This window comes from Streptomyces sp. NPDC056128 (genome assembly GCF_042263835.1).
Classification (GTDB): domain Bacteria; phylum Actinomycetota; class Actinomycetes; order Streptomycetales; family Streptomycetaceae; genus Streptomyces.
Map to the genome: position 1 here is coordinate 458,252 of NZ_JBHJVQ010000003.1, position 22,640 is coordinate 480,891.

At 72.3% G+C, this 22,640-nt stretch carries 27 protein-coding genes and 1 riboswitch; of the genes, 15 read left to right on the top strand and 12 right to left on the bottom strand.

Annotation, left to right across the window (positions count from 1 at the left end):
- Positions 1 to 2: 2 nt before the first annotated feature.
- The 3 genes from ACFC1X_RS10210 to ACFC1X_RS10220 are packed head-to-tail and all read right to left on the bottom strand — an operon-like array spanning position 3 to position 1,677.
- Positions 3 to 728, bottom strand: coding sequence for an isocitrate lyase/phosphoenolpyruvate mutase family protein (locus tag ACFC1X_RS10210; protein WP_376350712.1), 726 nt, complete (start codon positions 726 to 728; stop codon positions 3 to 5).
- On the bottom strand, positions 722 to 1,168 hold the full coding sequence (locus ACFC1X_RS10215; protein WP_376350715.1) for a carboxymuconolactone decarboxylase family protein: 447 nt from the start codon (positions 1,166 to 1,168) through the stop codon (positions 722 to 724). The genes ACFC1X_RS10210 and ACFC1X_RS10215 overlap by 7 nt, the downstream gene beginning before the upstream one ends.
- Positions 1,165 to 1,677 (bottom strand): carboxymuconolactone decarboxylase family protein, encoded by a 513-nt coding sequence (locus tag ACFC1X_RS10220; protein WP_376350718.1) that lies wholly within the window; start codon positions 1,675 to 1,677, stop codon positions 1,165 to 1,167. The genes ACFC1X_RS10215 and ACFC1X_RS10220 overlap by 4 nt, the downstream gene beginning before the upstream one ends.
- A 47-nt stretch (positions 1,678 to 1,724) precedes the next feature.
- On the opposite strand from ACFC1X_RS10220, the gene ACFC1X_RS10225 reads away from it, so the two are divergent.
- The 6 genes from ACFC1X_RS10225 (at position 1,725) to ACFC1X_RS10250 (ending at position 8,280) form a co-directional block, all read left to right on the top strand.
- Positions 1,725 to 3,113, top strand: coding sequence for a PLP-dependent aminotransferase family protein (locus tag ACFC1X_RS10225; RefSeq protein WP_376350721.1), 1,389 nt, complete (start codon positions 1,725 to 1,727; stop codon positions 3,111 to 3,113).
- Between the two features lie 78 nt (positions 3,114 to 3,191).
- Positions 3,192 to 3,539, top strand: coding sequence for a hypothetical protein (locus ACFC1X_RS10230; protein WP_307014706.1), 348 nt, complete (start codon positions 3,192 to 3,194; stop codon positions 3,537 to 3,539).
- A gap of 4 nt (positions 3,540 to 3,543) precedes the next feature.
- Positions 3,544 to 4,728: a glutathionylspermidine synthase family protein gene (locus ACFC1X_RS10235; RefSeq protein ID WP_376350724.1), complete on the top strand. Its 1,185-nt coding sequence runs from the start codon at positions 3,544 to 3,546 to the stop codon at positions 4,726 to 4,728.
- A 113-nt stretch (positions 4,729 to 4,841) separates the two neighbouring features.
- A riboswitch (ZMP/ZTP riboswitch) is annotated at positions 4,842 to 4,929 on the top strand.
- A 35-nt stretch (positions 4,930 to 4,964) separates the two neighbouring features.
- Positions 4,965 to 6,410, top strand: a complete 1,446-nt coding sequence (locus tag ACFC1X_RS10240) for a glycine hydroxymethyltransferase (RefSeq protein ID WP_376350727.1) — start codon at positions 4,965 to 4,967, stop codon at positions 6,408 to 6,410.
- A 100-nt stretch (positions 6,411 to 6,510) separates the two neighbouring features.
- Complete coding sequence (gene trpS / locus ACFC1X_RS10245; protein WP_376350729.1) at positions 6,511 to 7,524, top strand: tryptophan--tRNA ligase; 1,014 nt, start codon at positions 6,511 to 6,513, stop codon at positions 7,522 to 7,524.
- Positions 7,525 to 7,701: 177 nt separating this feature from the next.
- Entirely contained in the window at positions 7,702 to 8,280 is a 579-nt protein-coding gene (locus ACFC1X_RS10250; protein ID WP_376350732.1) for a 2'-5' RNA ligase family protein, read from the top strand.
- Positions 8,281 to 8,329: 49 nt separating this feature from the next.
- Here the strand turns inward: ACFC1X_RS10250 and ACFC1X_RS10255 are convergent, their stop codons facing one another.
- Positions 8,330 to 9,085 (bottom strand): decaprenylphospho-beta-D-erythro-pentofuranosid-2-ulose 2-reductase, encoded by a 756-nt coding sequence (locus tag ACFC1X_RS10255; RefSeq protein ID WP_376350734.1) that lies wholly within the window; start codon positions 9,083 to 9,085, stop codon positions 8,330 to 8,332.
- Between the two features lie 14 nt (positions 9,086 to 9,099).
- A complete protein-coding gene (locus tag ACFC1X_RS10260; RefSeq protein WP_376350737.1) occupies positions 9,100 to 10,461 on the bottom strand; it encodes an FAD-binding protein in 1,362 nt (453 codons plus the stop codon).
- Positions 10,462 to 10,594: 133 nt separating this feature from the next.
- Here ACFC1X_RS10260 and ACFC1X_RS10265 point away from each other — a divergent pair, with 133 nt between their 5' ends.
- From ACFC1X_RS10265 to ACFC1X_RS10280, 4 genes are read left to right on the top strand one after another with little or no spacing between them, the layout of a single operon-like run.
- Positions 10,595 to 11,104, top strand: coding sequence for a phosphatase PAP2 family protein (locus tag ACFC1X_RS10265; RefSeq protein ID WP_376350739.1), 510 nt, complete (start codon positions 10,595 to 10,597; stop codon positions 11,102 to 11,104).
- Positions 11,097 to 12,047 (top strand): decaprenyl-phosphate phosphoribosyltransferase, encoded by a 951-nt coding sequence (locus tag ACFC1X_RS10270; RefSeq protein ID WP_376350741.1) that lies wholly within the window; start codon positions 11,097 to 11,099, stop codon positions 12,045 to 12,047. Before ACFC1X_RS10265 ends, ACFC1X_RS10270 begins: the two co-directional genes overlap by 8 nt.
- Positions 12,041 to 12,511: a GtrA family protein gene (locus tag ACFC1X_RS10275; protein ID WP_376350744.1), complete on the top strand. Its 471-nt coding sequence runs from the start codon at positions 12,041 to 12,043 to the stop codon at positions 12,509 to 12,511. The genes ACFC1X_RS10270 and ACFC1X_RS10275 overlap by 7 nt, the downstream gene beginning before the upstream one ends.
- A complete protein-coding gene (locus ACFC1X_RS10280) occupies positions 12,499 to 13,449 on the top strand; it encodes a YihY/virulence factor BrkB family protein (RefSeq protein WP_376350746.1) in 951 nt (316 codons plus the stop codon). The genes ACFC1X_RS10275 and ACFC1X_RS10280 overlap by 13 nt, the downstream gene beginning before the upstream one ends.
- Here the strand turns inward: ACFC1X_RS10280 and ACFC1X_RS10285 are convergent.
- Complete coding sequence (locus ACFC1X_RS10285; protein ID WP_376350749.1) at positions 13,397 to 14,671, bottom strand: D-alanyl-D-alanine carboxypeptidase family protein; 1,275 nt, start codon at positions 14,669 to 14,671, stop codon at positions 13,397 to 13,399. The genes ACFC1X_RS10280 and ACFC1X_RS10285 overlap by 53 nt on opposite strands.
- Before the next feature lie 91 nt (positions 14,672 to 14,762).
- Between ACFC1X_RS10285 and ACFC1X_RS10290 the strand changes: the two genes are divergently transcribed.
- On the top strand, positions 14,763 to 15,002 hold the full coding sequence (locus tag ACFC1X_RS10290; protein ID WP_345588414.1) for an SCO4848 family membrane protein: 240 nt from the start codon (positions 14,763 to 14,765) through the stop codon (positions 15,000 to 15,002).
- Between the two features lie 36 nt (positions 15,003 to 15,038).
- Positions 15,039 to 16,364, top strand: a complete 1,326-nt coding sequence (locus ACFC1X_RS10295) for a metallophosphoesterase (RefSeq protein ID WP_376350752.1) — start codon at positions 15,039 to 15,041, stop codon at positions 16,362 to 16,364.
- On the opposite strand, the gene ACFC1X_RS10300 is transcribed toward ACFC1X_RS10295, so the two are convergent.
- From ACFC1X_RS10300 to ACFC1X_RS10315, 4 genes are all read right to left on the bottom strand, one after another.
- A complete protein-coding gene (locus tag ACFC1X_RS10300; protein ID WP_376350755.1) occupies positions 16,355 to 17,110 on the bottom strand; it encodes a TetR family transcriptional regulator in 756 nt (251 codons plus the stop codon). The genes ACFC1X_RS10295 and ACFC1X_RS10300 overlap by 10 nt on opposite strands.
- Positions 17,111 to 17,121: 11 nt before the next feature.
- Entirely contained in the window at positions 17,122 to 17,607 is a 486-nt protein-coding gene (locus ACFC1X_RS10305) for a thiol-disulfide oxidoreductase DCC family protein (RefSeq protein WP_376350757.1), read from the bottom strand.
- A gap of 4 nt (positions 17,608 to 17,611) precedes the next feature.
- On the bottom strand, positions 17,612 to 18,019 hold the full coding sequence (locus ACFC1X_RS10310; protein WP_376350760.1) for a hypothetical protein: 408 nt from the start codon (positions 18,017 to 18,019) through the stop codon (positions 17,612 to 17,614).
- An 85-nt stretch (positions 18,020 to 18,104) separates the two neighbouring features.
- The gene (locus tag ACFC1X_RS10315; RefSeq protein ID WP_125495347.1) at positions 18,105 to 18,515 is read right to left on the bottom strand and encodes a VOC family protein; all 411 of its coding nucleotides are present in this window, start codon (positions 18,513 to 18,515) and stop codon (positions 18,105 to 18,107) included.
- A gap of 167 nt (positions 18,516 to 18,682) precedes the next feature.
- On the opposite strand from ACFC1X_RS10315, the gene ACFC1X_RS10320 reads away from it, so the two are divergent.
- From ACFC1X_RS10320 to ACFC1X_RS10330, 3 genes are all read left to right on the top strand, one after another.
- Entirely contained in the window at positions 18,683 to 19,147 is a 465-nt protein-coding gene (locus ACFC1X_RS10320) for a TM2 domain-containing protein (RefSeq protein WP_376350763.1), read from the top strand.
- Positions 19,140 to 19,559 (top strand): DUF2752 domain-containing protein, encoded by a 420-nt coding sequence (locus ACFC1X_RS10325; RefSeq protein WP_122615869.1) that lies wholly within the window; start codon positions 19,140 to 19,142, stop codon positions 19,557 to 19,559. The genes ACFC1X_RS10320 and ACFC1X_RS10325 overlap by 8 nt, the downstream gene beginning before the upstream one ends.
- 207 nt (positions 19,560 to 19,766) lie before the next feature.
- Positions 19,767 to 20,033 (top strand): TM2 domain-containing protein, encoded by a 267-nt coding sequence (locus ACFC1X_RS10330; RefSeq protein WP_122615870.1) that lies wholly within the window; start codon positions 19,767 to 19,769, stop codon positions 20,031 to 20,033.
- A 72-nt stretch (positions 20,034 to 20,105) separates the two neighbouring features.
- On the opposite strand, the gene ACFC1X_RS10335 is transcribed toward ACFC1X_RS10330, so the two are convergent.
- The gene (locus tag ACFC1X_RS10335; RefSeq protein WP_122615871.1) at positions 20,106 to 20,879 is read right to left on the bottom strand and encodes a succinate dehydrogenase iron-sulfur subunit; all 774 of its coding nucleotides are present in this window, start codon (positions 20,877 to 20,879) and stop codon (positions 20,106 to 20,108) included.
- Positions 20,879 to 22,633 carry a succinate dehydrogenase flavoprotein subunit gene (sdhA, locus tag ACFC1X_RS10340; RefSeq protein ID WP_376350768.1) on the bottom strand — a complete coding sequence of 585 codons (1,755 nt, stop codon included), beginning with the start codon at positions 22,631 to 22,633 and terminating at the stop codon, positions 20,879 to 20,881. The genes ACFC1X_RS10335 and sdhA overlap by 1 nt, the downstream gene beginning before the upstream one ends.
- Positions 22,634 to 22,640: the final 7 nt, after the last annotated feature.

Below are 22,640 nucleotides of genomic sequence, written 5' to 3' on the forward strand. Positions count from 1 at the left end.
CGTCACTTCGCGAGTCCGGCCGCGATCTCCCGCAGCGCCCGGTCCGCGCGCCGCTGGAGACCCGGCCCGAACGTGACCCGGGTGGCCCCGAGTCCGCCGAGTGCGGCGGGTGAGGGGCCCTCCCCGGGCCGCGCGAACACGTTCAGCGGGCCCTGGATCCCGGCCCGCAGCAGCGGCAGCACACCGGCCGGGGCGCCGATCGGGTACACGCAGTCGGCGCCCGCGGCCACGTACGCCGCGGCCCGTCCGATGGCCGCCCCCGGATCCTCGACGCCCCTGACGAACGTATCGATCCGGGCGTTGAGGAAGAGGCCGCCGCCCGCCTCGGCCCGCACCTCGGCCAGCCACTCGGCGTGCTCCGCCGGGTCCTTGAGCACCCCGTCCGCGGAGTCCTCCAGGTTGCAGCCCACGGCGCCCGCCTCCAGGAGCCGCTCCACCAGCTCCTTCGGCGCCAGCCCGTAGCCGCCCTCGACGTCCGCCGACACCGGCACGTCCACGGCCCGCGCGATCCGGGCGACGGCGGCGAACATCTCGTCGGCCGGGGTCCGCCCGTCCTCGTACCCGAGACTGGCCGCCACCCCGGCGCTCGGCGTCGCCAGCGCCGGGAACCCGGCCTCCGCGAACACCCGCGCGCTCGCCGCGTCCCAGGGACCCGGCAGGACCAGCGGGTCCTCGGGCGTACGGCCGTGGTGCAGCGCGCGGAAGCGCTCGGCGCCGGTCGTCACCACTCCGTGCTCCCCGCCGGAATCCGCCGCGCGACCATCAGCCGGTTCCAGCTGTTGATCGCCGCGATCAGCGCGAGCAGGTGCGCCAGCCCGTCGGCGTCGAAGTGGAGCGCGGCCTCCTCGTACACCGCGTCCGGCACGAAGCCCTCGGTCAGCACCGTCACCGCCTCGGTCAGTGCCAGCGCGGCCCGCTCCCGCGCGTCGAAGACCTCCCCGGCCTCCTCCCACGCGGCGAGCAGATCCAGCTGCTGCTCACTCACCCCCTGCTTGCGGGCGATGCCCAGGTGCATGTCGAGGCAGAAGGCGCAGTGGTTGAGCTGCGAGGCGCGGATCTGCACCAGCTCGGCGAGTCCCGCGTCACCGAGGCCCCGCTTGGCGGCCGCGCCCATCCCCTGCAGCGCCGAACGGACGCCGGCGTCCAGGTGGGTCGTACGGGCCGTCACGCGTACTGGCCCGGCGTGTAGTGCCCCGGCGTCCGCCGGCAGGTCACCCCGAAGCGGTTCCAGGCGTTGATCACCGTGATCGCGGCGATCAGCTGCGCCAGCTCCGGCTCGTCGAAGTGCGCGGCGGCCTTCTCGTACACCGCGTCCGGCACGAAGCCGTCGGTCAGCACCGTCACCGCCTCCGTCAGCTCGATCGCCGCCAGCTCCTTCTCCGTGTAGAAGTGCCGCGACTCGTCCCAGGCGGCGAGCTGCACGATCCGCTCCACGCTCTCCCCCGCCGCCAGCGCGTCCTTGGTGTGCATGTCCAGGCAGAAGGCGCAGTGGTTCAGCTGGGAGGCGCGGATCTTCACCAGCTCCCCCAGCTTCGGGTCGAGCCCCTGCGTGGCGGCCTTGTCCAGGCGGAGCATCGCCTTCCAGACCTCGGGGGCGTGCTTCGCCCAGTCCAGCCGGGGCGCGTGCTCGGCGGCGAAGGCCTCGGGGGCGGTGGTGGTGTTCTCGTTCGTCGTCATGCCACCGAGCCTAGAAGTGAGGCAGCCCAAGGGTATGGTCCATTCCCATGGCGAAATCCTGGGCCACTTTCGGCGTCGACCTGCATCTGGACCGCTCCGGACCCGGCCTGCGCCGGAGCCTCACCGAGGCGCTGCGCGAGGCCGTCCGCGGCGGCCGGCTGGCCCCCGGCACCCGGCTGCCCTCCTCCCGCTCGCTCGCCGCCGACCTGGGCGTGGCCCGCAACACGGTCGCCGAGGTCTACGCCGACCTGATCGCCGAGGGCTGGCTCGCCGCCCGGCAGGGCTCCGGCACCCGGGTCGCCGACCGCACGCCCGTCACCCCCGCACACCGCCCGGCACCCCACCCGCGCGAGCCGGGCCGCCCGGCCTACGACCTCGTCCCCGGCACGCCCGAACTCGCCTCCTTCCCCCGCGCCCAGTGGCTCAGGGCCGCCCGCCGCGCCCTGTCCGCCGCCCCCGACCAGGCCCTCGGCTACGGCGACCCGCGCGGCCGCGTGGAACTGCGCACGGCCCTCGCCGGATACCTGTCCCGCGCGCGGGGCGTGCACGCCGACCCCGACCGGATCGTGGTGTGCGCCGGCTTCCTCGGCGGCCTCGGTGTCCTCGCCGAACTGCTGCGCCGCCGGGCCGGGAACGCCGTCGCCGTTGAGTCGTACGGCCTGCCCCACCACCGCCGGCTGCTCCAGCGAGCGGGCTGCGACACGCCCCCGCTGCCCTTCGACGACCGCGGCACCCTCCCGCCCGACGCCCCGGCCGCCGCCGGCGCCGTCCTGCTGACCCCCTCCCACCAGTTCCCCCTCGGCCTCCCGCTGCTCCCCGAGCGCCGGACGGCGCTGATCGACTGGGCCCGCCGCACCGGCGGCCTGGTCCTGGAGGACGACTACGACGGGGAGTTCCGCTACGACCGCCAGCCCGTCGGCGCCCTCCAGGGCCTCGACCCCGACCGCGTCGTCTACCTGGGCACCGCCAGCAAGTCCCTCGCCCCCGCCCTGCGCCTGGGCTGGCTGGTCCTGCCGCCCGCGCTCGTCGAGGAGGTCATGGACGGCATGGCGGGCCGCACCCCCGGCGTCCTCGACCAGCTGACCCTCGCGGAGTTCCTGGGCTCCGGCGACTACGACCGCCACGTCCGCGCCGCCCGCCTGCGCTACCGGCGCCGCCGCGACGCCCTGGTCGCCGCCCTCGCCGAACGGGCGCCCGGCGTCCGCGTCACCGGCATCGCCGCCGGACTCCACGCCGTCCTCGAACTGCCGCCCGGCACCGAGCGGCAGGCCGTCCGCGCCGCCGCCTGGCACGGACTCGCGGTCCACGGCCTCTCCATGTTCCGGCACCCCGACGCCGATGTCCCCCCGCTGGACGCCCTCGTCGTCGGCTACGGCACCCCGCCCGACCACGCCTGGGCGGGGGCCCTGGACGCCCTGTGCCGGGCGCTGCCGTAAAGTCCACCCGCGACGGCGGCCGTACACTCGACCGGCCCAACTGTCGTACAACCGCGCGGACAACGGGGAGACGAGGAAATGGCAGAGACCCGGCGACGGCTGCGGTCGAGCACCGTGGTGCTCGGTGGCATGGGAATGCTCGCGGCGGCCCTGAGCGCATGCGGCTCGGACCCCGACCGTCGCTGCGTGGACCGCGACAGCTACGACTACCTCAACGGCTACAAGGTCGTCTCCGACAAGAACTGCAAGTCGGGCTCGTCGGGCAGCTCGTACGGCAAGGGCGGCAAGAAGAGGACCTCGGCCGACGCCGACTGGTACTACGACGCCGACGTGAGCGGCGGCTGGGCCGACGACGGCACCTTCAGCCGGTCCGAGGCCGTGGACCGCGGCGGCTTCGGCTGCTCGGGCGGCAGCGGCGGAGGCTGAGCGCGTGGAACGCCGGACCATCACCCCGCGCACCGGCTGGCAGGAGACCGTCGAGGAACAGGGGCTGATCTACCCCCTGACCCGCTACCCCGACGGCTCCCTGCGCCCGTACTGGGACGAGAGCGCCCACTACGTCTTCTCCCTGCCGGAGGTCGAGGCGCTGGAGGAGGTCGTCGAGGAACTCCACGGCATGTGCCTGGCCGCCGCCGAGCACATCGTCACCCACGACCGCTTCACCGACCTGGGCATCACCGACCCCCGTATCGTCCGGGCGGTCACCGAGGCCTGGCACCGCCGCGCCGAACTCCCCTCCGTCTACGCCCGCTTCGACCTGCGCTACGACGGCACCGGGCCCGCCAAGCTCCTGGAGTACAACGCGGACACCCCGACCTCCCTGGTCGAGGCCGCGTCCCCGCAGTGGTTCTGGATGGAGGAGCGCTTCCCCGGCGCCGACCAGTGGAACAGCCTGCACGAGCGCCTGGTCGACGCCTGGAAGAAGCAGGCCGCGCTGCTCCCGCCCGGCAACCCCCTGTACTTCGCGCACTCCTCGGACGACGAACTCGGCGAGGACCTGATGACGGTCGCCTACCTCAAGGAGACCGCCGAACAGGCCGGCCTGGAGACCGACTGGATCTCCATGGAGGAGATCGGCTGGGACCGCCTCTCCGGCCGCTTCGTCGACAACAAGCTGCGCTTCATCCGCAGCCTCTTCAAGCTCTACCCCTGGGAGTGGCTCACCACCGACCGCTTCGCCGGCCACGTCCTGGACACCCTCGACAACGGCGGCGGCACCGGCACCACCCTGTGGATCGAGCCCGCCTGGAAGATGCTGCTCAGCAACAAGGCCCTGCTGGCCATCCTCTGGGAGCTGTACCCGGACCACCCCAACCTCCTGCCGGCCTACCTGGACGGCCCGAGGGACCTGCCCGACACGACGGGCTGGGTCGCCAAGCCACTGCTGGGCCGCGAGGGCGCGGGAGTGACGATCCACGACCCCGGCACCGCCCCGACACCCCGCACCGACCCCTGCTGCTACCAGGCCCTCGCCCCCCTCCCCGACTTCGACGGCAACCGAGTGGTCCTCGGCGCCTGGGTGGTGGAGAACGAGTCGGCGGGCCTGGGCATCAGGGAGTCGTCGGGCTTGGTGACGGACGAATACGCCCGCTTCTTGCCCCACGTGATCCTCTAGCGCCCCTGGAGGGGGCCGCAGGCCCCCAGGGGCGCGGGGAACTGCGCGACCAGCCCCAACGCACCCGCACCCGGGTACACACAGCAACCCGGCAGACGCTTTCCGGTAGCCTGGCCCCGGGCCGTGACTGGCGCGCTGGGATGGACCAACCATCGGGGAGCGGCCCTAGAAGAACGAGTGCCGTGCGCCTGGGCCGTCCGTACCGTGAACGCTGAACACAACGTCCGGAGGCCGACATGCCCGCAGAACTCACCCCCGAGTCCGTTGCCTACCGAGCCGCGCTCGACGTCATCCGCACGGTCGAGCCCCGCGTCGCCGACGCCATCGGCCAGGAGGTCGCCGACCAGCGCGAGATGCTCAAGCTGATCGCCTCGGAGAACTACGCCTCCCCGGCCACACTCCTCGCGATGGGCAACTGGTTCAGCGACAAGTACGCCGAGGGCACCATCGGCCGCCGCTTCTACGCCGGCTGCCGCAACGTCGACACCGTAGAGTCCCTCGCCGCCGAGCACGCCCGCGAACTCTTCGGCGCCCGGCACGCCTACGTCCAGCCGCACTCCGGCATCGACGCCAACCTCGTCGCCTTCTGGGCCGTCCTCGGCGCCCGCGTCGAGGTGCCCTTCCTGGAGAAGACGGGCGCCCGCCAGGTCAACGACCTGACGGACGGGGACTGGGCCGAGCTGCGCCAGGCCTTCGGCAACCAGCGGATGCTCGGCATGTCCCTGGACGCCGGCGGCCACCTCACCCACGGCTTCCGCCCGAACATCTCCGGCAAGATGTTCGACCAGCGCTCCTACGGCACCGACCCGGCCACCGGTCTGATCGACTACGAGGCCCTGCGCGCCTCGGCCCGCGAGTTCAAGCCGCTGATCATCGTCGCGGGCTACTCGGCGTACCCCCGGCTGGTGAACTTCCGGATCATGCGCGAGATCGCCGACGAGGTCGGCGCGACCCTCATGGTCGACATGGCGCACTTCGCCGGTCTCGTCGCGGGCAAGGTCCTCACCGGCGACTTCGACCCGGTCCCGCACGCGCAGATCGTGACGACGACGACGCACAAGTCGCTGCGCGGCCCGCGCGGCGGCATGGTCCTGTGCGACGACTCGCTCAAGGACCAGGTCGACCGCGGCTGCCCGATGGTCCTCGGCGGCCCGCTCCCGCACGTCATGGCCGCCAAGGCCGTCGCCCTTGCCGAGGCCAGGCAGCCCGCGTTCCAGGACTACGCCCAGCGCATCGTCGACAACGCCCGCGCCCTCGCCGAGGGCCTGATGCGGCGCGGCGCCACCCTGGTCACCGGCGGCACGGACAACCACCTCAACCTGATCGACGTGGCGTCCTCCTACGGCCTCACCGGCCGCCAGGCCGAGGCAGCCCTCCTCGACTCCGGCATCGTCACCAACCGCAACGCCATCCCGTCCGACCCGAACGGCGCCTGGTACACGTCGGGCATCCGCATCGGCACCCCGGCCCTCACCACCCGCGGCCTGGGCACGGCGGAGATGGACGAGGTCGCGGGCCTGATCGACCGCGTCCTGACGACGACGGAACAGGGCACGACGAAGTCGGGCGCCCCGTCGAAGGCGTCCCACGTCCTCGACGAAAAGGTCGCCCAGGAAATCGCCCAACGAGCCACGGACCTGGTGGCAGGCTTCCCCCTGTACCCGGAAATCGACCTGGGCTGAAGCGCCCCTTCAGGGGCGCGGGGAACTGCGCGACCAGCCACGAACGACCCGCAGTTCCCCACGCACAGAACCCCCCGATCTCTCTGAGACAATAAAAAACATGGCGACAGACCACCCCCGCGTACTCTCTGGCATCCAGCCCACCGCCGGCTCGTTCCACCTCGGCAACTACCTCGGCGCCGTCCGCCAGTGGGTGGCCCTCCAGGAGACCCACGACGCGTTCTACATGGTCGTCGACCTGCACGCGATCACGGTCCCGCAGGACCCGAAGGAACTGCGGGCCAACACCCGGCTGGCCGCCGCCCAGCTCCTGGCGGCCGGCCTGGACCCGGACCGCTGCACGCTCTTCGTGCAGAGCCACGTCCCCGAGCACGCCCAGCTCGCCTGGATCATGAACTGCCTCACCGGCTTCGGCGAGGCCGGCCGCATGACCCAGTTCAAGGACAAGTCCGCCAAGCAGGGCGCCGACCGCGCCTCCGTCGGCCTGTTCACGTACCCGATCCTCCAGGTCGCGGACATCCTGCTCTACCAGGCCAACGAGGTCCCGGTCGGCGAGGACCAGCGCCAGCACATCGAGCTGACCCGCGACCTGGCCGAGCGCTTCAACGGCCGCTTCGGCGAGGCGTTCACCGTGCCCTCCCCGTACATCCTCAAGGAGACGGCGAAGATCTACGACCTCCAGGACCCGTCGATCAAGATGAGCAAGTCGGCGTCCACGCCGAAGGGCCTGATCAACCTCCTGGACGAGCCCAAGGCCACCGCCAAGAAGGTGAAGAGCGCGGTCACCGACACGGACACCGTGATCCGCTTCGACCGCGAGCAGAAGCCGGGCGTCAGCAACCTCCTCTCGATCTACTCGGTGCTCACCGGCGCGGAGATCGCCGAGCTGGAGGAGAAGTACGCGGGCAAGGGCTACGGCGCGCTCAAGACGGACCTCGCCGACGTCATGGTCGAGTTCGTGACCCCCTTCCGGGAGCGCACCCAGCAGTACCTGGACGACCCGGAGACGCTGGACTCGATCCTGGCCAAGGGCGCCGAGAAGGCCCGCGCCGTCGCCGCCGAGACCCTCTCCCGGACGTACGACATGGTGGGCTTCCTGCCCGCCAAGCACTGACCCGGGGCACCGCCCCCGCCCTGATCCCGGCACCGTCCGTGCGCCCCGGCACGCCGCCGTAGCGCTGCACATCACTCCGGTTGCGCCTGCCCCGGGCACGGTCGTGGCCGTACAGTCGATAGCCGGGTGTCCGACACAGCGACACAGACCGAGTGACACGTAACGACAGGAGACGACGTGGGGACCGTAACGATCGGCGTGTCGATCGCGGTCCCGGAGCCTCACGGCAGCCAGCTCCAGCAGCTGCGCGCGGGCTTCGGCGACGCCGCTGCTCACGGCATCCCCACGCACGTCACCCTGCTGCCGCCGACCGAGGTCGACGGCAGCGCGCTGCCCGCGATCGAGGCGCACCTCGCGGAGGTGGCGGCGCGCGGCCGGCCCTTCCCGATGCGGCTGTCCGGCACCGGGACCTTCCGTCCGCTGTCGCCCGTGGTCTTCGTCCAGGTGGTCGAGGGCGCCGCGGCCTGCTCCTGGCTCCAGAAGCGGGTGCGCGACGCGTCCGGTCCCGTCCCACGGGAACTGCAGTTCCCGTACCACCCGCACGTCACCGTGGCGCACGGCATCGAGGAAGCGGCGATGGACCGCGCCTACGAGGAGCTGTCCGACTACGCGGCCCAGTGGCCCTGCACCGGCTTCGCGCTCTACGAGCAGGGCCCCGACGGGGTGTGGCGCAAGCTGCGCGAGTTCCCCTTCGGCAGCGCCACGGTGCCCCCGCAGGCCGGACGCGTGGAGAGCGGCTCGCTGCCCGGCCGGTGATCGGAGCCCGCCCGGCACCGGTGATCGGAGCCCACCCGGCAGCCGGACCTCACACCGGCAGCCGCCGGAACAGCGTCCGCGGCAGGTGCCGCACCGCCGACATCACCACCCGCAGCGCACCGGGCACCCACACCGTCTCCGAGCGCCGCCGCAGCCCCAGCTCGATCGCCGTGGCCACCGCCTCGGGCGTCGTCGCGAGCGGCGCCTCCTCCAACCCGGCGGTCATCCGCGACCGCACGAACCCGGGACGTACGACCATGACGTGCACGCCCGTGCCGTGCAGCGCGTCGCCCAGGCCCTGCGCGAAGGCGTCCAGGCCGGCCTTGCTGGAGCCGTAGATGAAGTTGGCGCGCCGGGCCCGCTCGCCGGCCACCGAGGAGAGCACCACCAGGGAGCCGTGGCCCTGCGCCTGCAGCGCCCGCGCGCTCACCAGGCCCGCCGAGACCGCGCCCGTGTAGTTGGTCTGCGCGACCCGCACGGCGTTCAGCGGCTCGCGCTCGTCGTGCGCCTGGTCGCCCAGGATGCCGAAGGCCAGCAGCACCAGGTCGACGTCGCCCTCGGCGAAGACCTTGCCGAGCGCCGCCTCGTGGGACTCGGGATCGAGCGCGTCGAAGGCGACGGTGCGCACCTCGGCGCCGAGGCCGCGCAGCTGCTCGGCGGCCGCGTCCAGGGCGGGGGAGGGGCGGCCGGCCAGCCACACCGTGCGGGTGCGGCGGGCCACCAGACGGCGCGCGGTGGCGAGCGCGATCTCGGACGTACCGCCGAGGACGAGCAGGGACTGGGGGAGGCCGAAGGCGTCCTTCACGACAGCTCCAGGGGTCAGAGGGTGAGACGGCGGGCCAGGTCGGACACGAACACCCCGCGCGGGTCCAGCTCCGCGCGCAGCGCGCGGAAGTCGTCGAGACGCGGATACATCGCGGCGAGCAGTTCGGGCCGCAGCCGCGCGTCCTTGGCGAGGTAGACCCGGCCGCCCGCCCGCGCGACCTCCTCGTCCAGCTCGTCCAGGAAGGTGCCGAGGCCGGGCAGGCCCGCCGGGATGTCCAGGGCCAGGGTCCAGCCGGGCACGGGGAAGGAGAGCCAGCCGGGATCGGCCTGGCCGAACCGTTTGAGGACGGCCAGGAAGGACGGGCAGCGGCGCTCCGAGATGCGCCGCACGATCCGGCGCAGGGCGTCCTCCCGGCCCTCGCCGACGACGAACTGGTACTGCACGAAGCCGCCGCGGCCGTAGATCCGGTTCCAGTGCGGGACGCCGTCCAGGGGGTGGAAGAAGGTGGAGATCCGCTGGAGCCGGCCCCGGCTGAACCGGGGGGACTTGCGGTACCACACCTCGTTGAACAGGCCCACCGTGGTCCGGCCGAGCAGCCCGTCCGGGACCAGGTCGGGGGCGGCCGGGAGGCGGGAGGTGCGGAAGGCCAGCGGCGTGCGCCGCGCGCGGGAGCGGGCGGGCAGCGCGTCCAGCGGGGCGTGGTCGCCGCGGGTGAGCACCGCGCGGCCGGTCGCCCGGCCGCGCGCGAGGAGGTCGATCCACGCGACGGAGTAGCGGTAGCGGTGGTCGGTGGCCGTCAGACGGGCCATCAGGTCGTCCAGGTCGTCGGCGCGCTCGGTGTCGACGGACATCAGCGCGGTCTCGACCGGGTGGAGCCGCAGCGTCGCGGTGAGGATCACCCCGGTGAGGCCCATGCCGCCGGCGGTCGCGTCGAACAGGGGCGTGCCCGGGGTGACGGTGCGGACCCCGCCGTCGGCGGTGAGCAGCTCCAGGGAGACCACGTGCCGCGCGAAGGACCCCGACACGTGGTGGTTCTTGCCGTGGATGTCCGCGCCGATCGCCCCGCCGACCGTGACGTAGCGGGTGCCGGGCGTCACCGGCACGAACCAGCCGAGCGGCAGCAGCACCTCCATCAGGTGGTGCAGGGAGACGCCCGCGTCGCAGAGCACGGTGCCGCCGGCGACGTCGACGGCGTGCACGCGGTTCAGGGCCGTCATGTCAAGGACGGCACCCCCAGCGTTCTGCGCGGCGTCCCCGTACGCCCGCCCCAGCCCCCGCGCGATGCCGCCGCGGGCCCCGCAGTCCCGGACGGCCAGGGCGGCCTCCTCGTACGTCCGCGGGCGGATCAGACGGGCCGCGGTGGGCGCGGTGCGGCCCCAGCCGGTGACGGGACCCCAGTCGGTGTCGGCAGACATGCCGGTGACCGTATCGCCCCTATGCGAACGATTAGTTCCAAAACATCACGCACATACCCGAAACGGGTGATTAATGGTATGTCGCTCGATCGTGCCGTCCTTCCGGTCCGGCGGGCGGGAACAGTGAGTCGGCATGGACGACCTCGACGACATGGACCACCGGATCGTCACGGCGCTCAGAGCCTGCGGCACGGACCCGCGCGTGGCCGGCACCGCGCGCGCCCTGTCCTGGGCCGGGGAGCACGCGGCCCTGTGGCTCGCCGCGGGTCTCGCCGGAGCCGCCGTGGACCGCACGCGGCGGGGGGCCTGGCTGCGCGGCACCGCGCTCACCGCGGGCGCCCACGTCGTCAGCATGGCCCTGAAGCGGGTCGTGCGCCGTCCGCGCCCGGCGCACGTCGTGCCCCTGGTGCGCACCGCCGGACGGCACTCGTTCCCCAGCTCCCACGCCACCTCGGCCGCGGCCGCCGCCGTCGCCTTCGGTGCGCTCGGCGTGCCCGCGGTCCGCCCGCTGGCCGCCGCGGTGTGCGCCTCCCGGCTGGTCGTCGGGGTCCACTACCCCTCGGACGTCGCGGCCGGCGCGGCCCTGGGCGCGCTCACGGCCCGGCTCGGCGCCGGCTGGATGCGAGGAGGCACCCGTGACTGACACGGCCGTCCTGGGACAACGCGCCCCGCAGCGGCCGGGGGAGCCCGCGACGCCCCGCGCGAAGGGCGTGCTGAGCGGCCTGCTCCGGACCGCACGCCCCCGCCAGTGGGTCAAGAACGTCCTGGTCGTCGCCGCCCCGGCCGCCGCGGGCGAGCTGTTCTCGCTGCCCGCGCTGAGCCGGCTCGCCCTGGTCTTCGTGCTGTTCACCGCCTGCGCCTCCGCCGTCTACCTCGTCAACGACGCCCGCGACGCCGAGGCCGACCGCGCCCACCCCGTCAAGCGGCACCGCCCGGTCGCGGCCGGACAGGTCCCGGTGCCGCTCGCGTACGCCGTCGGCGGCATCCTGGGCCTCCTCGCGCCCCTCGTAGCGGCCTGGCTGTGCCCGCCGTCCGTCGCGGCCCTGCTGACCGCCTACCTCGCGATGCAACTGGCGTACTGCGTCACCCTCAAGCACGTCCTCGTCGTCGACCTGGCCGTCGTCACCACCGGCTTCCTGATGCGGGCGATGATCGGCGGACTCGCGCTCGGCATCCCCCTGTCGCGCTGGTTCCTCATCACGACCGGCTTCGGCGCGCTGTTCATGGTCGCCGCCAAGCGGTACTCCGAGGCCGTCCAGATGGCCGGGCAGGCGGGCGCCACCCGCGCGCTGCTCACCGAGTACACCACCGGCTACCTCCGCTTCGTCTGGCAGCTCGCGGCCGGTGTCGCCGTCCTCGGCTACTGCCTGTGGGCCATGGAGGAGGGCGGCGTCCCGCACACCAGCGTGCTGCCCTGGCGCCAGCTGTCCATGATCGCCTTCGTCCTCGCCGTCCTGCGCTACGCCGTCTTCGCCGACCGCGGCACCGCGGGCGAACCCGAGGACGTCGTCCTGCGCGACCGGGCGCTCGCGCTGATCGGCGTGGTCTGGGTGGCGATGTACGGCCTGGCGGTGGCCAATTGGTAGCCGACCGGCGCGAGCTGGCCGGCTTCGCCTCCGTGGGCCTGCTCGCCTACGCCGTCGACCTCGGGCTCTTCACCCTTCTGCGCGGTCCGGCGGGCCTCGGCCCGCTCAGCGCCAAGACGCTGTCCTTCGTCGCCGGCTGCGCGGTGGCGTACGCGGGCAACGCGCTGGGCACCTACCGGCACACCCGCCCCCGGGGACTGCGCCCCTGTGCCGTGTTCGTCGCGGTGAACCTCGCCGGTGCCGCCGTGCAACTGCTGTGCCTGACCGTCAGCCACTACGGCCTCGGCCTCACCTCGCAGCGCGCCGACACCGTCTCCGGCGCCGGAATCGGCATGGTCCTGGGCACGATCCTGCGCTTCTGGGGCACAAGAACACTGGTCTTCCGGGCCGCGGACGGATCCGGTGGCCGGACGAGATCATGGACCGGGACGAGCGGGGGCAGGGTCGGATCATGGACTGGCTGAAGAAGCTCCCCGTCGTGGGACCGTGGATCGCACGCCTGATGACCACGCACGCGTGGCGCTCGTACGAACGGCTCGACCGGGTGAAGTGGGCACGGCTGGCCGCCGCCATGACCTTCACCAGCTTCGTCGCGCTCTTCCCGCTGCTGAGCCTGGCCGCGGCCATCGCCGCCGCCACCCTCAGCAAGGACCAGCAGAACCAGCTCCAGGACAAGATCGCCGAGCAGATCCCCGGCATCTCCGACCAGCTGAACATCCAGGACCTGGTCGACAACGCGGGCACCGTCGGCCTCATCGCCGGACTCCTGCTGCTGTTCACCGGCATGGGCTGGGTCGAGGCCACCCGGGGCTGTCTGCGCGCCGTCTGGGAGCTGCCGGACGAGGAGGAGAACCCCGTCCTGCACCGGGCCAAGGACGCGGGCGTCCTCGTCGGTCTCGGCGGCGCGCTGCTGGTCACCGTCGCCATCTCCACCGTCGCCTCGGCGCTGGTCGGCTGGATCATCCGCACGATCGGCCTGGCCGAGGGCGGAGTCGGCGGCGTCCTGCTCTACGTCGCCGCCTTCGCGGTGGCCGTCCTCGCCGACTTCCTCCTGCTGCTGTACGTGCTCACCCTGCTCCCCGGCGTCCAGCCCGAGCGCCGCCGCCTGATCGTCGCCGCACTGATCGGCGCGATCGGCTTCGAGCTGCTGAAGCTGCTGCTCAGCGGCTATATGCAGGGCGTCGCGGCGAAGAGCATGTACGGCGCCTTCGGCGTCCCCGTGGCCCTGCTGCTGTGGATCAACTTCACCTCGAAGCTGGTGCTGTTCGCCGCCGCCTGGACGGCGACCGGAAGCAAGGCGCAGGAGCTCGGGGACGGGGGCGACGGCGACGGTGCCGACGCCCCGGACGTCACGGGCGGGTCCGGCGGCGGACCAGGTCCGGCAGCGGCCACCTCCGGTTGACCAGGAACGCGCCGCCCGCGAGCAGTACCAGCACCCCGGCCGTGATGCCGGCCGCGATCCCGACCCCGCCGGAGCCGTCCGAGGCCGTCGCGCCCGCCACCGGCCTGGTGCCCGCGGCGCCCTTCCCGGTGCCGCCGGCCTCCCCGGAGGCGTCCGGCCCGGGGCTGGCCTGCGCGGCGCTCTTCGGCCGGACCAGCTCGCCCACCGGCCGCGTCTTGCCGGCCGCCGCGAAGCCCCAGTCGAACAGGCGGGCCGTCTCCTTGTAGACCTCGTTGTGCTCGTCCTTGGCCGGGTTCATCACCGTGACGAGCAGCACCTTGCCGTTCCGCTCGGCGACGCCCGTGAAGGTGGCGCCCGCGTTGGTGGTGTTGCCGTTCTTCACGCCCGCGATGCCCGGGTAGACCTCCATGTCCGAGTCGCCGGACAGCAGCCGGTTGGTGTTCTGGATCTCGAAGGATTTACGGGTCGTCTTGCCCTTCTTGTCCTTCTCCGTCTGGCCGGGGAACTTCGCGCGGACCGTCGAGGCGTACTCGCGGAAGTCCTTCTTCTGCAGCCCCGAGCGCGCGAACAGCGTCAGGTCGTACGCGGAGGAGACCTGGTGCGGCGCGTCGTAGCCGTCGGGGCTGACCACGTTGGTGTCGAGGGCCTGGAGCTCCTCGGCGTGCTCGTTCATGTCCGCGACGGTCCGGTCGACCCCGCCGTTCATCGCGGACAGCACGTGCACGGCGTCGTTGCCGGAGCGCAGGAAGACCCCGAGCCACAGGTCGTGGACGGTGTAGGTCTCCTCCTCCTTGACGCCGACCAGGCTGGAGCCGGCGCCGATGCCCGCGAGGTCGGAGACCTCCACCTTGTGCTTGGTGGTCTTCGGCCACTTCGGCAGCAGTGTGTCGGCGAACAGCATCTTCAGGGTGCTCGCCGGGGCCAGCCGCCAGTGCGCGTTGTGCGCGGCGAGCACGTCGCCGGACTCGGCGTCCGCCACGATCCAGGAACGGGCCGTGAGGTCCTTGGGCAGCACGGGCGCCCCACCCGCCAGGTCCACCTGCGTGCCGGGCTTCCCGAGCCGCGCGCCGCCCATGGTCGACATCGACGCGGGGGGAGTGGGCGTCGGGCTCTTCGAGGGGTCGGGGGCCGCGAGCGCGGCGGGGGAGAGCACGGCGAGTGCGGTCAGGGCGGCGGAGGTGACCGACAGGGTTCGCCTGAGGGCCTTCTTGGGTGCGGGCACGAGCGAGAACGTACCTCCCGGGAGTCGGCCCTTCCCACCCCCCTCCCCACCCCGCGCACGGTTCAGGACAGCGTGCGGCGATACTGAAACCATGAAGCTCAGCCGCCCCGTCTCCTGGTTCCTGCTCGCTTTCGGGGTGTGGAGCTGGATCATCTGGATCACTTTCGTCAAAAATCTGATCAAGGACAGCAGCGGGCTCGCCTTCGAGGACGGCGACCCCACGGCGTACTTCTGGGTGCACCTGCTGCTCGCCGTCGTCTCCTTCGTATTGGGGACGGTCGTCGGAGGCATCGGGTTGCGTTCGGTGCGCGTACTGCGCCGAAGGTCATAGGCGTCGCGGACGTCACAACCGAGGGGATACGGCGGCATGGTGGTCGTCTTCGCGCTGGTCGCGCTGGCAGTGGTGAGCGTCCTCGTGACGTCCAACTGGTACGTGTGGCGGCGCCTGTTCCGTGACACCACCCGCGGCCCGGGCCCGGTGCGCCGGGTCGGCGGGGCGGTGATCGCCGGGGGCTGGGTGCTGGCCGTCGGCGCCCTGGTCGCCGAGCGCGCGGGCGCCCCCTTCTGGCTCCAGCAGGTGCTGGCCTGGCCGGGCTTCCTGTGGCTGGCGCTCTCCATCTACCTGCTCCTCGCGCTGCTGGCGGGCGAGGTCGTCCGTCCGCTGCTGCGGCGCTTCCTGGAGCGCAGGGCGGCGCGGCGGACCGGCGCGGAGCCGCTGCGGGCCGAGGCCACGGACCCGGAGCGGATACCGGCCGCCACGGCCCCGCCCGAGCAGCCGGAGCCCGCCGAGCCGGGCCGGTCGCCCGAGGCGCCCCGGTCGCCGGAGGGACCGCAGCCGCCCGAGGCGCCCGACCGTCCGCTCGCCCTCCCCAGCCGCCGCCTGTTCGTCTCCCGCGTCGTCGCCGGTGCCGCCGCCGCGGCGGCCGTCGGGACGGTCGGCTACGGCACGTACGGCGTGCTGAACGGCCCATCGGTCAAGCGGGTCACCGTGCCGCTGGCCAAGCTCCCGCGCGCGGCGCACGGCTACCGCATCGCCGTGGTCAGCGACATCCACCTCGGCCCGGTGCTCGGCCGGGGCTTCGCGCAGAAGGTCGTCGACACGATCAACTCCACGCAGCCCGACCTCATCGCCGTCGTCGGCGACCTGGTCGACGGCAGCGTGAAGGACCTCGGCCCGGCGGCGGCCCCGCTGGCCGGGCTGAGGGCGCGGGACGGCGCGTACTTCGTCACCGGCAACCACGAGTACTTCTCCGGCGCCGAGCAGTGGGTCGAGGAGGTGCGGCGGCTCGGTCTGCTCCCGCTGGAGAACGCCCGCACCGAGCTGCGCCACTTCGACCTCGCCGGGGTCAACGACGTGGCGGGCGAGGAGGAGGGCCAGGGCCCCGACTACGCCAAGGCCCTCGGCGACCGGGACCGGGCGCGGGCGTGCGTGCTGCTCGCCCACCAGCCGGTGCAGATCCACGACGCCGTCGACCACGGCGTCGACCTCCAGCTCTCCGGCCACACCCACGGCGGCCAGCTCTGGCCCGGCAACCTCATCGCGGGGGCCGCCAACCCCACCCTGGCGGGTCTGGAGCGCTACGGCGACACCCAGCTGTACGTCAGCCGCGGCGCGGGCGCCTGGGGACCGCCCACGCGCGTGGGGGCGGAGTCGGACATCACGGTGATCGAGCTGGCGTCCCGTCAGGCCTGACCCTTGCTCTTCCCGCCGGCCTTCCGGCTGGGGTCCGGCAGTGCCCGCGTCATGCCGGGCAGGAAGTCCGTGAACAGCTCGTGCACCTCGCGCACCAGGGGGCGCAGGACCCGGAAGCGGGCCAGCACGACGCCCCGCGCGGTGAGCCGGGCGCCGCGTTCGGCGAGCCGGTAGCTGCGCTCGCGGCCCTCCGTCCGGTCGAAGATCCAGTACAGGACGAGGCCCATCTGGGAGAGCCACATCAGCTCCGGCAGGATGTCCCGCAGGTCCTCCGGCACCTTGGTCTTGGCGCCGGCCAGCACCGCGCGGTGGATGCTGATGGCCTCCTGACGCGCGTGCTCCGACTCGGGGGAGAAGGGGCTGAGCGGGCTGTCCGGGTCGGCGGCGTTCTTGAAGAACTGCACGGCGAACTCGTGGTACGGCGTGGCGATGTCCAGCCACACCTTCAGCACGCCCGCCAGCCGCGCCTCCAGGTCGGTCTCCTTGGCCAGGACCTCGCGGACCGCCGCCTGGTGCTCGGCGGCGATCCGGTCGTAGAAGCCCTGGATCAGGTGTTCCTTGCCGGCGAAGTAGTAGTACGCGTTGCCGACGGAGACCCCGGCCTCCTGGGCGATGGCCCGCATCGTCGTCCGGTCGTAGCCGCGTTCCTGGAACAGCCGCATGGCCGTCTCCAGGATCAGCGCGCGGGTCTGCTCGGACTTGGTGAGGGGGGCGCCGTCGTCGGGGCCGTCGTTGGTCGCAGGCACGGGTCCAGAGCCTATCCAGTGCCGCAGGTGCCGTCGGCACACCCGGGTCCGGCGAACCGCCACCCGAGGCCGGGCTCGTACACCCAGCCGTCGGCGCGGCGGTACCCGTTGCCGCCCCACGTCCGCTGCCCGCCCCGCCACTTCGCGGCGGCCAGCACCGCCCCGCGGGCCAGCCGGGCGCCGGCGGGCGTGCTGAGCCGGTGGGCGAGGGCGCGGTGCTCGCGCAGGGCCCACAGGACGACGATCCAGGCGGCGGCGCCCCGGAAGACCTGACCGGCGTCGCCCACGACGGTGACCTCGTCGAGGGTGGCCGCGTGGTCGAGGCCGGGCAGGCGCCCGCGCGCCTCGTCCGACCCGGCCGGGACCAGGTCCAGCTCCACCAGGCGGGGCTGACGCAGCAGCCAGTCCCGCACGTGGGTGCACAGGGAGCACTCGGCGTCGTAGAGGACGGTGAGCCGGCGCACGGGGGCGCCGGCCGTCCCGGTGGCGGGAGCCATCGGCTCAGGCTCCGGCCGTCGGGGCCACCCAGCCCTGCGGCGGGACCGGCGGCACCTGCTCCCGCTCCATCATGCCGCGCCGCCGGATCTTGTTGAGCACGTAGACGTTGCCCAGGTGCATCACGCCGAGCACCAGCAGCACCACGCCCAGCTTGGTCGAGAGCGCCTCGAAGATGCCGCGGGTGTCGGTGATGGTCTCGTCGTCGCTCAGGTAGAGCGCGACGAAGCCGAGGTTGACCAGGTAGAAGCCGACCACCAGGAGGTGGTTGACGGCGTCGGCCAGCTTCTCGTTGCCGTGCAGGACGTCGGAGAGGAAGACCCGTCCGTTGCGGCTGAGCGTGCGGGCCACCCAGACGGTCAGCCCGATGCTGACGGCCAGGTAGATGACGTAGGCGATGACGGTGCGGTCCATGCCCCACCCCTTCTTGAACGCGTTCAAAATGCTGACAGGACTGACTGTAGACCTGTTTTTGAACACGTTCAAGCCGGAAGTCGGCTCAGGGGCGACGGCCCAGTTCCGGACGTTTGGAGTAGTCCGTCAGGCCGATGACGTTGCCCCACGGGTCGGCGAACTCGACGGTCCAGCCGGTGGCCACGGGGAACGGCTCGTCGAGCGGCGGCACCCCGGCCTCCCGCAGCGCCGTGGCCGCCGTGCGGGCGTCCGTCGTCTCCAGCCACACCCGCGCGGAGGGCCACATCGGCGGCTGCCGCCAGAACTCCTCCTCCACCCGCAGCAGCAGCCCGGGCGTCTCGCCCCCCACCTTCAGCAGCGCGATCCCGGCCTCGTCGAGCCGGTAGGCGACCGTGAACCCGGCCCGCTCGTAGAAGTCGACGGCCTCGCCGAGGTTCCCGACGGGCAGCAGCACGTTGTCGAACCCGAGCAGTTCGTACGACTCATGATCTGACATGACGTCAGATTAGGTGTGTGCGGGCCCGAGCGGACGGACGCGGCGGCGACAGTGCCGCGCGGTCACTCGCCCGGGCGGACGGCCGTTCCCGGCCCCGACTTCTCTTGTGCGGCTCCGGTCCTGCAATATGACCGGCAGTTTCCAAGTCGACCAGGAGTGACCCCACTGTGAGCGAGCAACCGCCCCAGCCTTCCCAGCCGCCCGGCTACGGCTACCCGAAACAGGGCTCCGGCCCCGCCGGGCAGCCCGGCCCCTACGGCTACCCCCAGGGTGGCCAGCAGCCCCCGCCCGGCGGCTACCAGACCCCCGGCTACCCGCAGGGCGCTGCCGGCTACCAGACCCCCGGGTACCCCCCGCCGGCGCCGGGCTACTACGCCACCGACCCGAGCGCCCCCTACGGCTACGACCCCTACGGCCGCCCGTACTCCGACAAGTCGAAGATCGTCGCCGGAGTGCTCCAGCTCTTCCTCGGCAGCTTCGGCATAGGCCGCTTCTACGTCGGCTCCGTCGGCATAGGCGTGGCCCAGCTGCTCACCTGCGGCGGCCTCGGCTTCTGGGCGCTGATCGACGGCATCATGTACCTGGTCAGCAACGACCGTACGGACGACCAGGGCCGCGTCCTGCGTGGCTGACACCGCGCCCTGCGCACCGCCCGGCCGGCGACGGCGGCAGTGGCATCCCGCGGCCGCACCCCTCGGGGTGCTCGTCGCGGGTGCCGCCGGTGCCGGGTACCTGTGGGGCACCGATCCGCACGAGGGCGGCCACCCGCTGCCCCAGTGCCCGTTCCGCTTCGTCACCGGGCTGCTCTGCCCGGCCTGCGGCGCCACGCGCATGGTCTACGACCTGATGCACGGTCACTTCGCCGCGGCCTGGCTGGACAACCGCGCCCTGCTGCTCGCCGCGCCGTTCGCGCTGGCGCTGTGGGCCCGTTGGACGGTGGAGGGCCTGCGCGGCCGCTCCTACCGGCCCCGGATCGCCCCGTGGGGTCAGGCGCTGATCCTGCTGACGGCGGTGGCCTGGACGGTCGTTCGCAACGTCGTGTGATCAATGATCACGAAATGGGAACGTTGGATCATAATATTTCCCAACTGACCCATGCGTCTCCTACGCTTCGTCACGCACAGAGGGGGGACGGCCACGTCACTGACGTGAGCCGCCGTGCGTCGAGCGTGCGATCAGCGGTGTCCCCCTCCTGGGCCGCCGGGGCCATCCGCCCCGGTCCGTCCCACATCTCCCCAGGAGCACCACACCATGACCGTTCCCCCGAACCCCACCGCTCCCTACGGCGTCGACCCGCAGGGCCGCCCGTACTCCGACAAGTCGAAGATCGTCGCCGGTATCCTCCAGCTCTTCCTGGGCACCCTGGGCATCGGCCGCTTCTACGTCGGCTCCGTCGGTGTCGGTGTGGCCCAGCTCCTCACCTGCGGCGGCCTCGGCTTCTGGGCGCTGATCGACGGCATCATCTTCCTGGTCAGCAACGACCGCACGGACAAGGAAGGCCGCCCGCTGCGCGGCTGACCCGCCCGTAGTACGGCCGAGGGCCCCGATCACATGGATCGGGGCCCTCGGCCGTGTCGGTCGTCCCGCGGGTCAGAAGCGGCGCGTGATCAGCGCCCGCTTCACCTCCGCGATCGCCTTGGTGACCTCGATGCCGCGCGGGCAGGCGTCCGTGCAGTTGAAGGTCGTGCGGCAGCGCCAGACGCCGTCGCGGTCGTTGAGGATCTCCAGCCGCTGCTCGCCGGCCTCGTCGCGCGAGTCGAAGATGAAGCGGTGGGCGTTCACGATCGCGGCGGGACCGAAGTACTGCCCGTCGTTCCAGAACACCGGGCACGACGACGTGCAGGCGGCGCACAGGATGCACTTCGTGGTGTCGTCGAAGCGCTCGCGGTCCTCGGCGGTCTGGAGGCGCTCACGCGTCGGCTCGTTGGTGTCCTTCGTGATCAGGAAGGGCATCACGTCCCGGTACGCCTGGAAGAACGGCTCCATGTCGACGACCAGGTCCTTGAGGACCGTCAGGCCCTTTATGGGCTCGACCGTGATCGGCTTCTCGGGGCTGAGGTCCTTGATCAGCGTCTTGCAGGCCAGCCGGTTCTTGCCGTTGATCCGCATGGCGTCCGACCCGCAGATGCCGTGCGCGCAGGAGCGGCGGAAGGTCAGGCTTCCGTCGAGGTCCCACTTGATCTTGTGCAGCGCGTCGAGGACACGCTCCTTCGGGTCGATCTCCAGCTGGAAGTCTTCCCAGGCGGCCTCGGCCGCGACCTCCGGGTTGAACCGGCGGACGCGGAAGGTGACCGTGATGTAGGGGGAGTCGGCGAAGCCGGGCTCGGGGGCCGAGTCGCTCTTCTCCATGACAGGGGTAGCCATCAGTACTTACGCTCCATCGGCTGGTAGCGGGTCTGGACGACCGGCTTGTAGTCGAGCCGGATGGACTCGGCGCCGTCGTCGCCCACCTCGCGGTACGCCATGGTGTGGCGCATGAAGTTGACGTCGTCGCGGTTGGGGAAGTCCTCGCGGTAGTGACCGCCGCGCGACTCCTTGCGGGCGAGGGCGGACACCGCCATCACCTCGGCCAGGTCGAGCAGGTTGCCCAGCTCGACGGCCTCCAGCAGGTCGGTGTTGAACCGCCGGCCCTTGTCCTGGATCGACACGTTCTTGTAGCGGGCGCGCAGCTCGGCGATCTTCTCGACCGCCGTCTTGATCGTCTGCTCGGTGCGGAACACCATGACGTTGGCGTCCATGCACTCCTGCAGCTCGCGGCGGAGCGTCGCCACCCGCTCGGTGCCGGTGGAGGAGCGCAGCCGCTCGATCTGCTCGACGACCAGGGACTCCGGGTCCGCGGGCAGCTCGACGAAGTCCGCCTTCTGGGCGTACTCCGCGGCGGCGATGCCGGCCCGGCGGCCGAAGACGTTGATGTCGAGCAGCGAGTTGGTGCCCAGGCGGTTGGCGCCGTGCACCGATACGCAGGCCACCTCGCCGGCCGCGTACAGGCCCGGGACGACGGTGGTGTTGTCCCTGAGGACCTCGCCCTCGACGTTGGTCGGGATGCCGCCCATGGCGTAGTGCGCGGTGGGCTGGATCGGGATCGGGTCCGTGTAGGGCTCGATGCCGAGGTAGGTCCGCGCGAACTCCGTGATGTCCGGGAGCTTGGCGTCCAGCTGCTCCGGCGGGAGGTGGGTGAGGTCCAGGTAGACGTGGTCGCCCTCGGGACCGCAGCCGCGGCCCTCGCGGATCTCCGTGTAGATGGAGCGGGAGACGACGTCACGGGACGCGAGGTCCTTCATGACCGGCGCGTACTTCTCCATGAAGCGCTCGCCGTCCTTGTTGCGGAGGATGCCGCCCTCACCGCGGGCGCCCTCCGTCAGCAGGATGCCCATGCGCCAGATGCCGGTCGGGTGGAACTGGAAGAACTCCATGTCCTCCAGCGGCAGCCCGCGCCGGTACACGGCCGCCTGGCCGTCACCGGTGAGCGTGTGCGCGTTGGAGGTCACCTTGAAGAACTTGCCGGTGCCGCCGGAGGCGTAGATCACGGACTTCGCCTGGAAGACGTGGATCTCGCCGGTCGCCAGCTCGTACGCGACCACACCGGACGACTTCTTGACGCCGTCGACCTCGGTGATCAGCTGGTCCAGGACGTAGAACTCGTTGAAGAACTCCACGCCCTCCTTCACGCAGTTCTGGTACAGCGTCTGGAGGATCATGTGGCCGGTGCGGTCGGCCGCGTAGCAGGAGCGGCGGACGGGAGCCTCACCGTGGTTCCGGCTGTGCCCGCCGAAGCGGCGCTGGTCGATGGTGCCGTTCGGCGTGCGGTTGAACGGCAGGCCCATCTTCTCCAGGTCGAGGACCGAGTCGATGGCCTCCTTCGCCAGGATCTCGGCGGCGTCCTGGTCGACCAGGTAGTCACCGCCCTTGACCGTGTCGAAGGTGTGCCACTCCCAGTTGTCCTCCTCCACGTTGGCCAGCGCGGCGGCCATACCGCCCTGCGCGGCGCCCGTGTGGGAGCGGGTGGGGTAGAGCTTCGTCAGGACGGCGGTGCGGCTGCGCTTCGTCGACTCGATGGCCGCGCGCATGCCGGCGCCACCGGCGCCGACGATGACGGTGTCGTACTTGTGTACCTTCATGATTTTT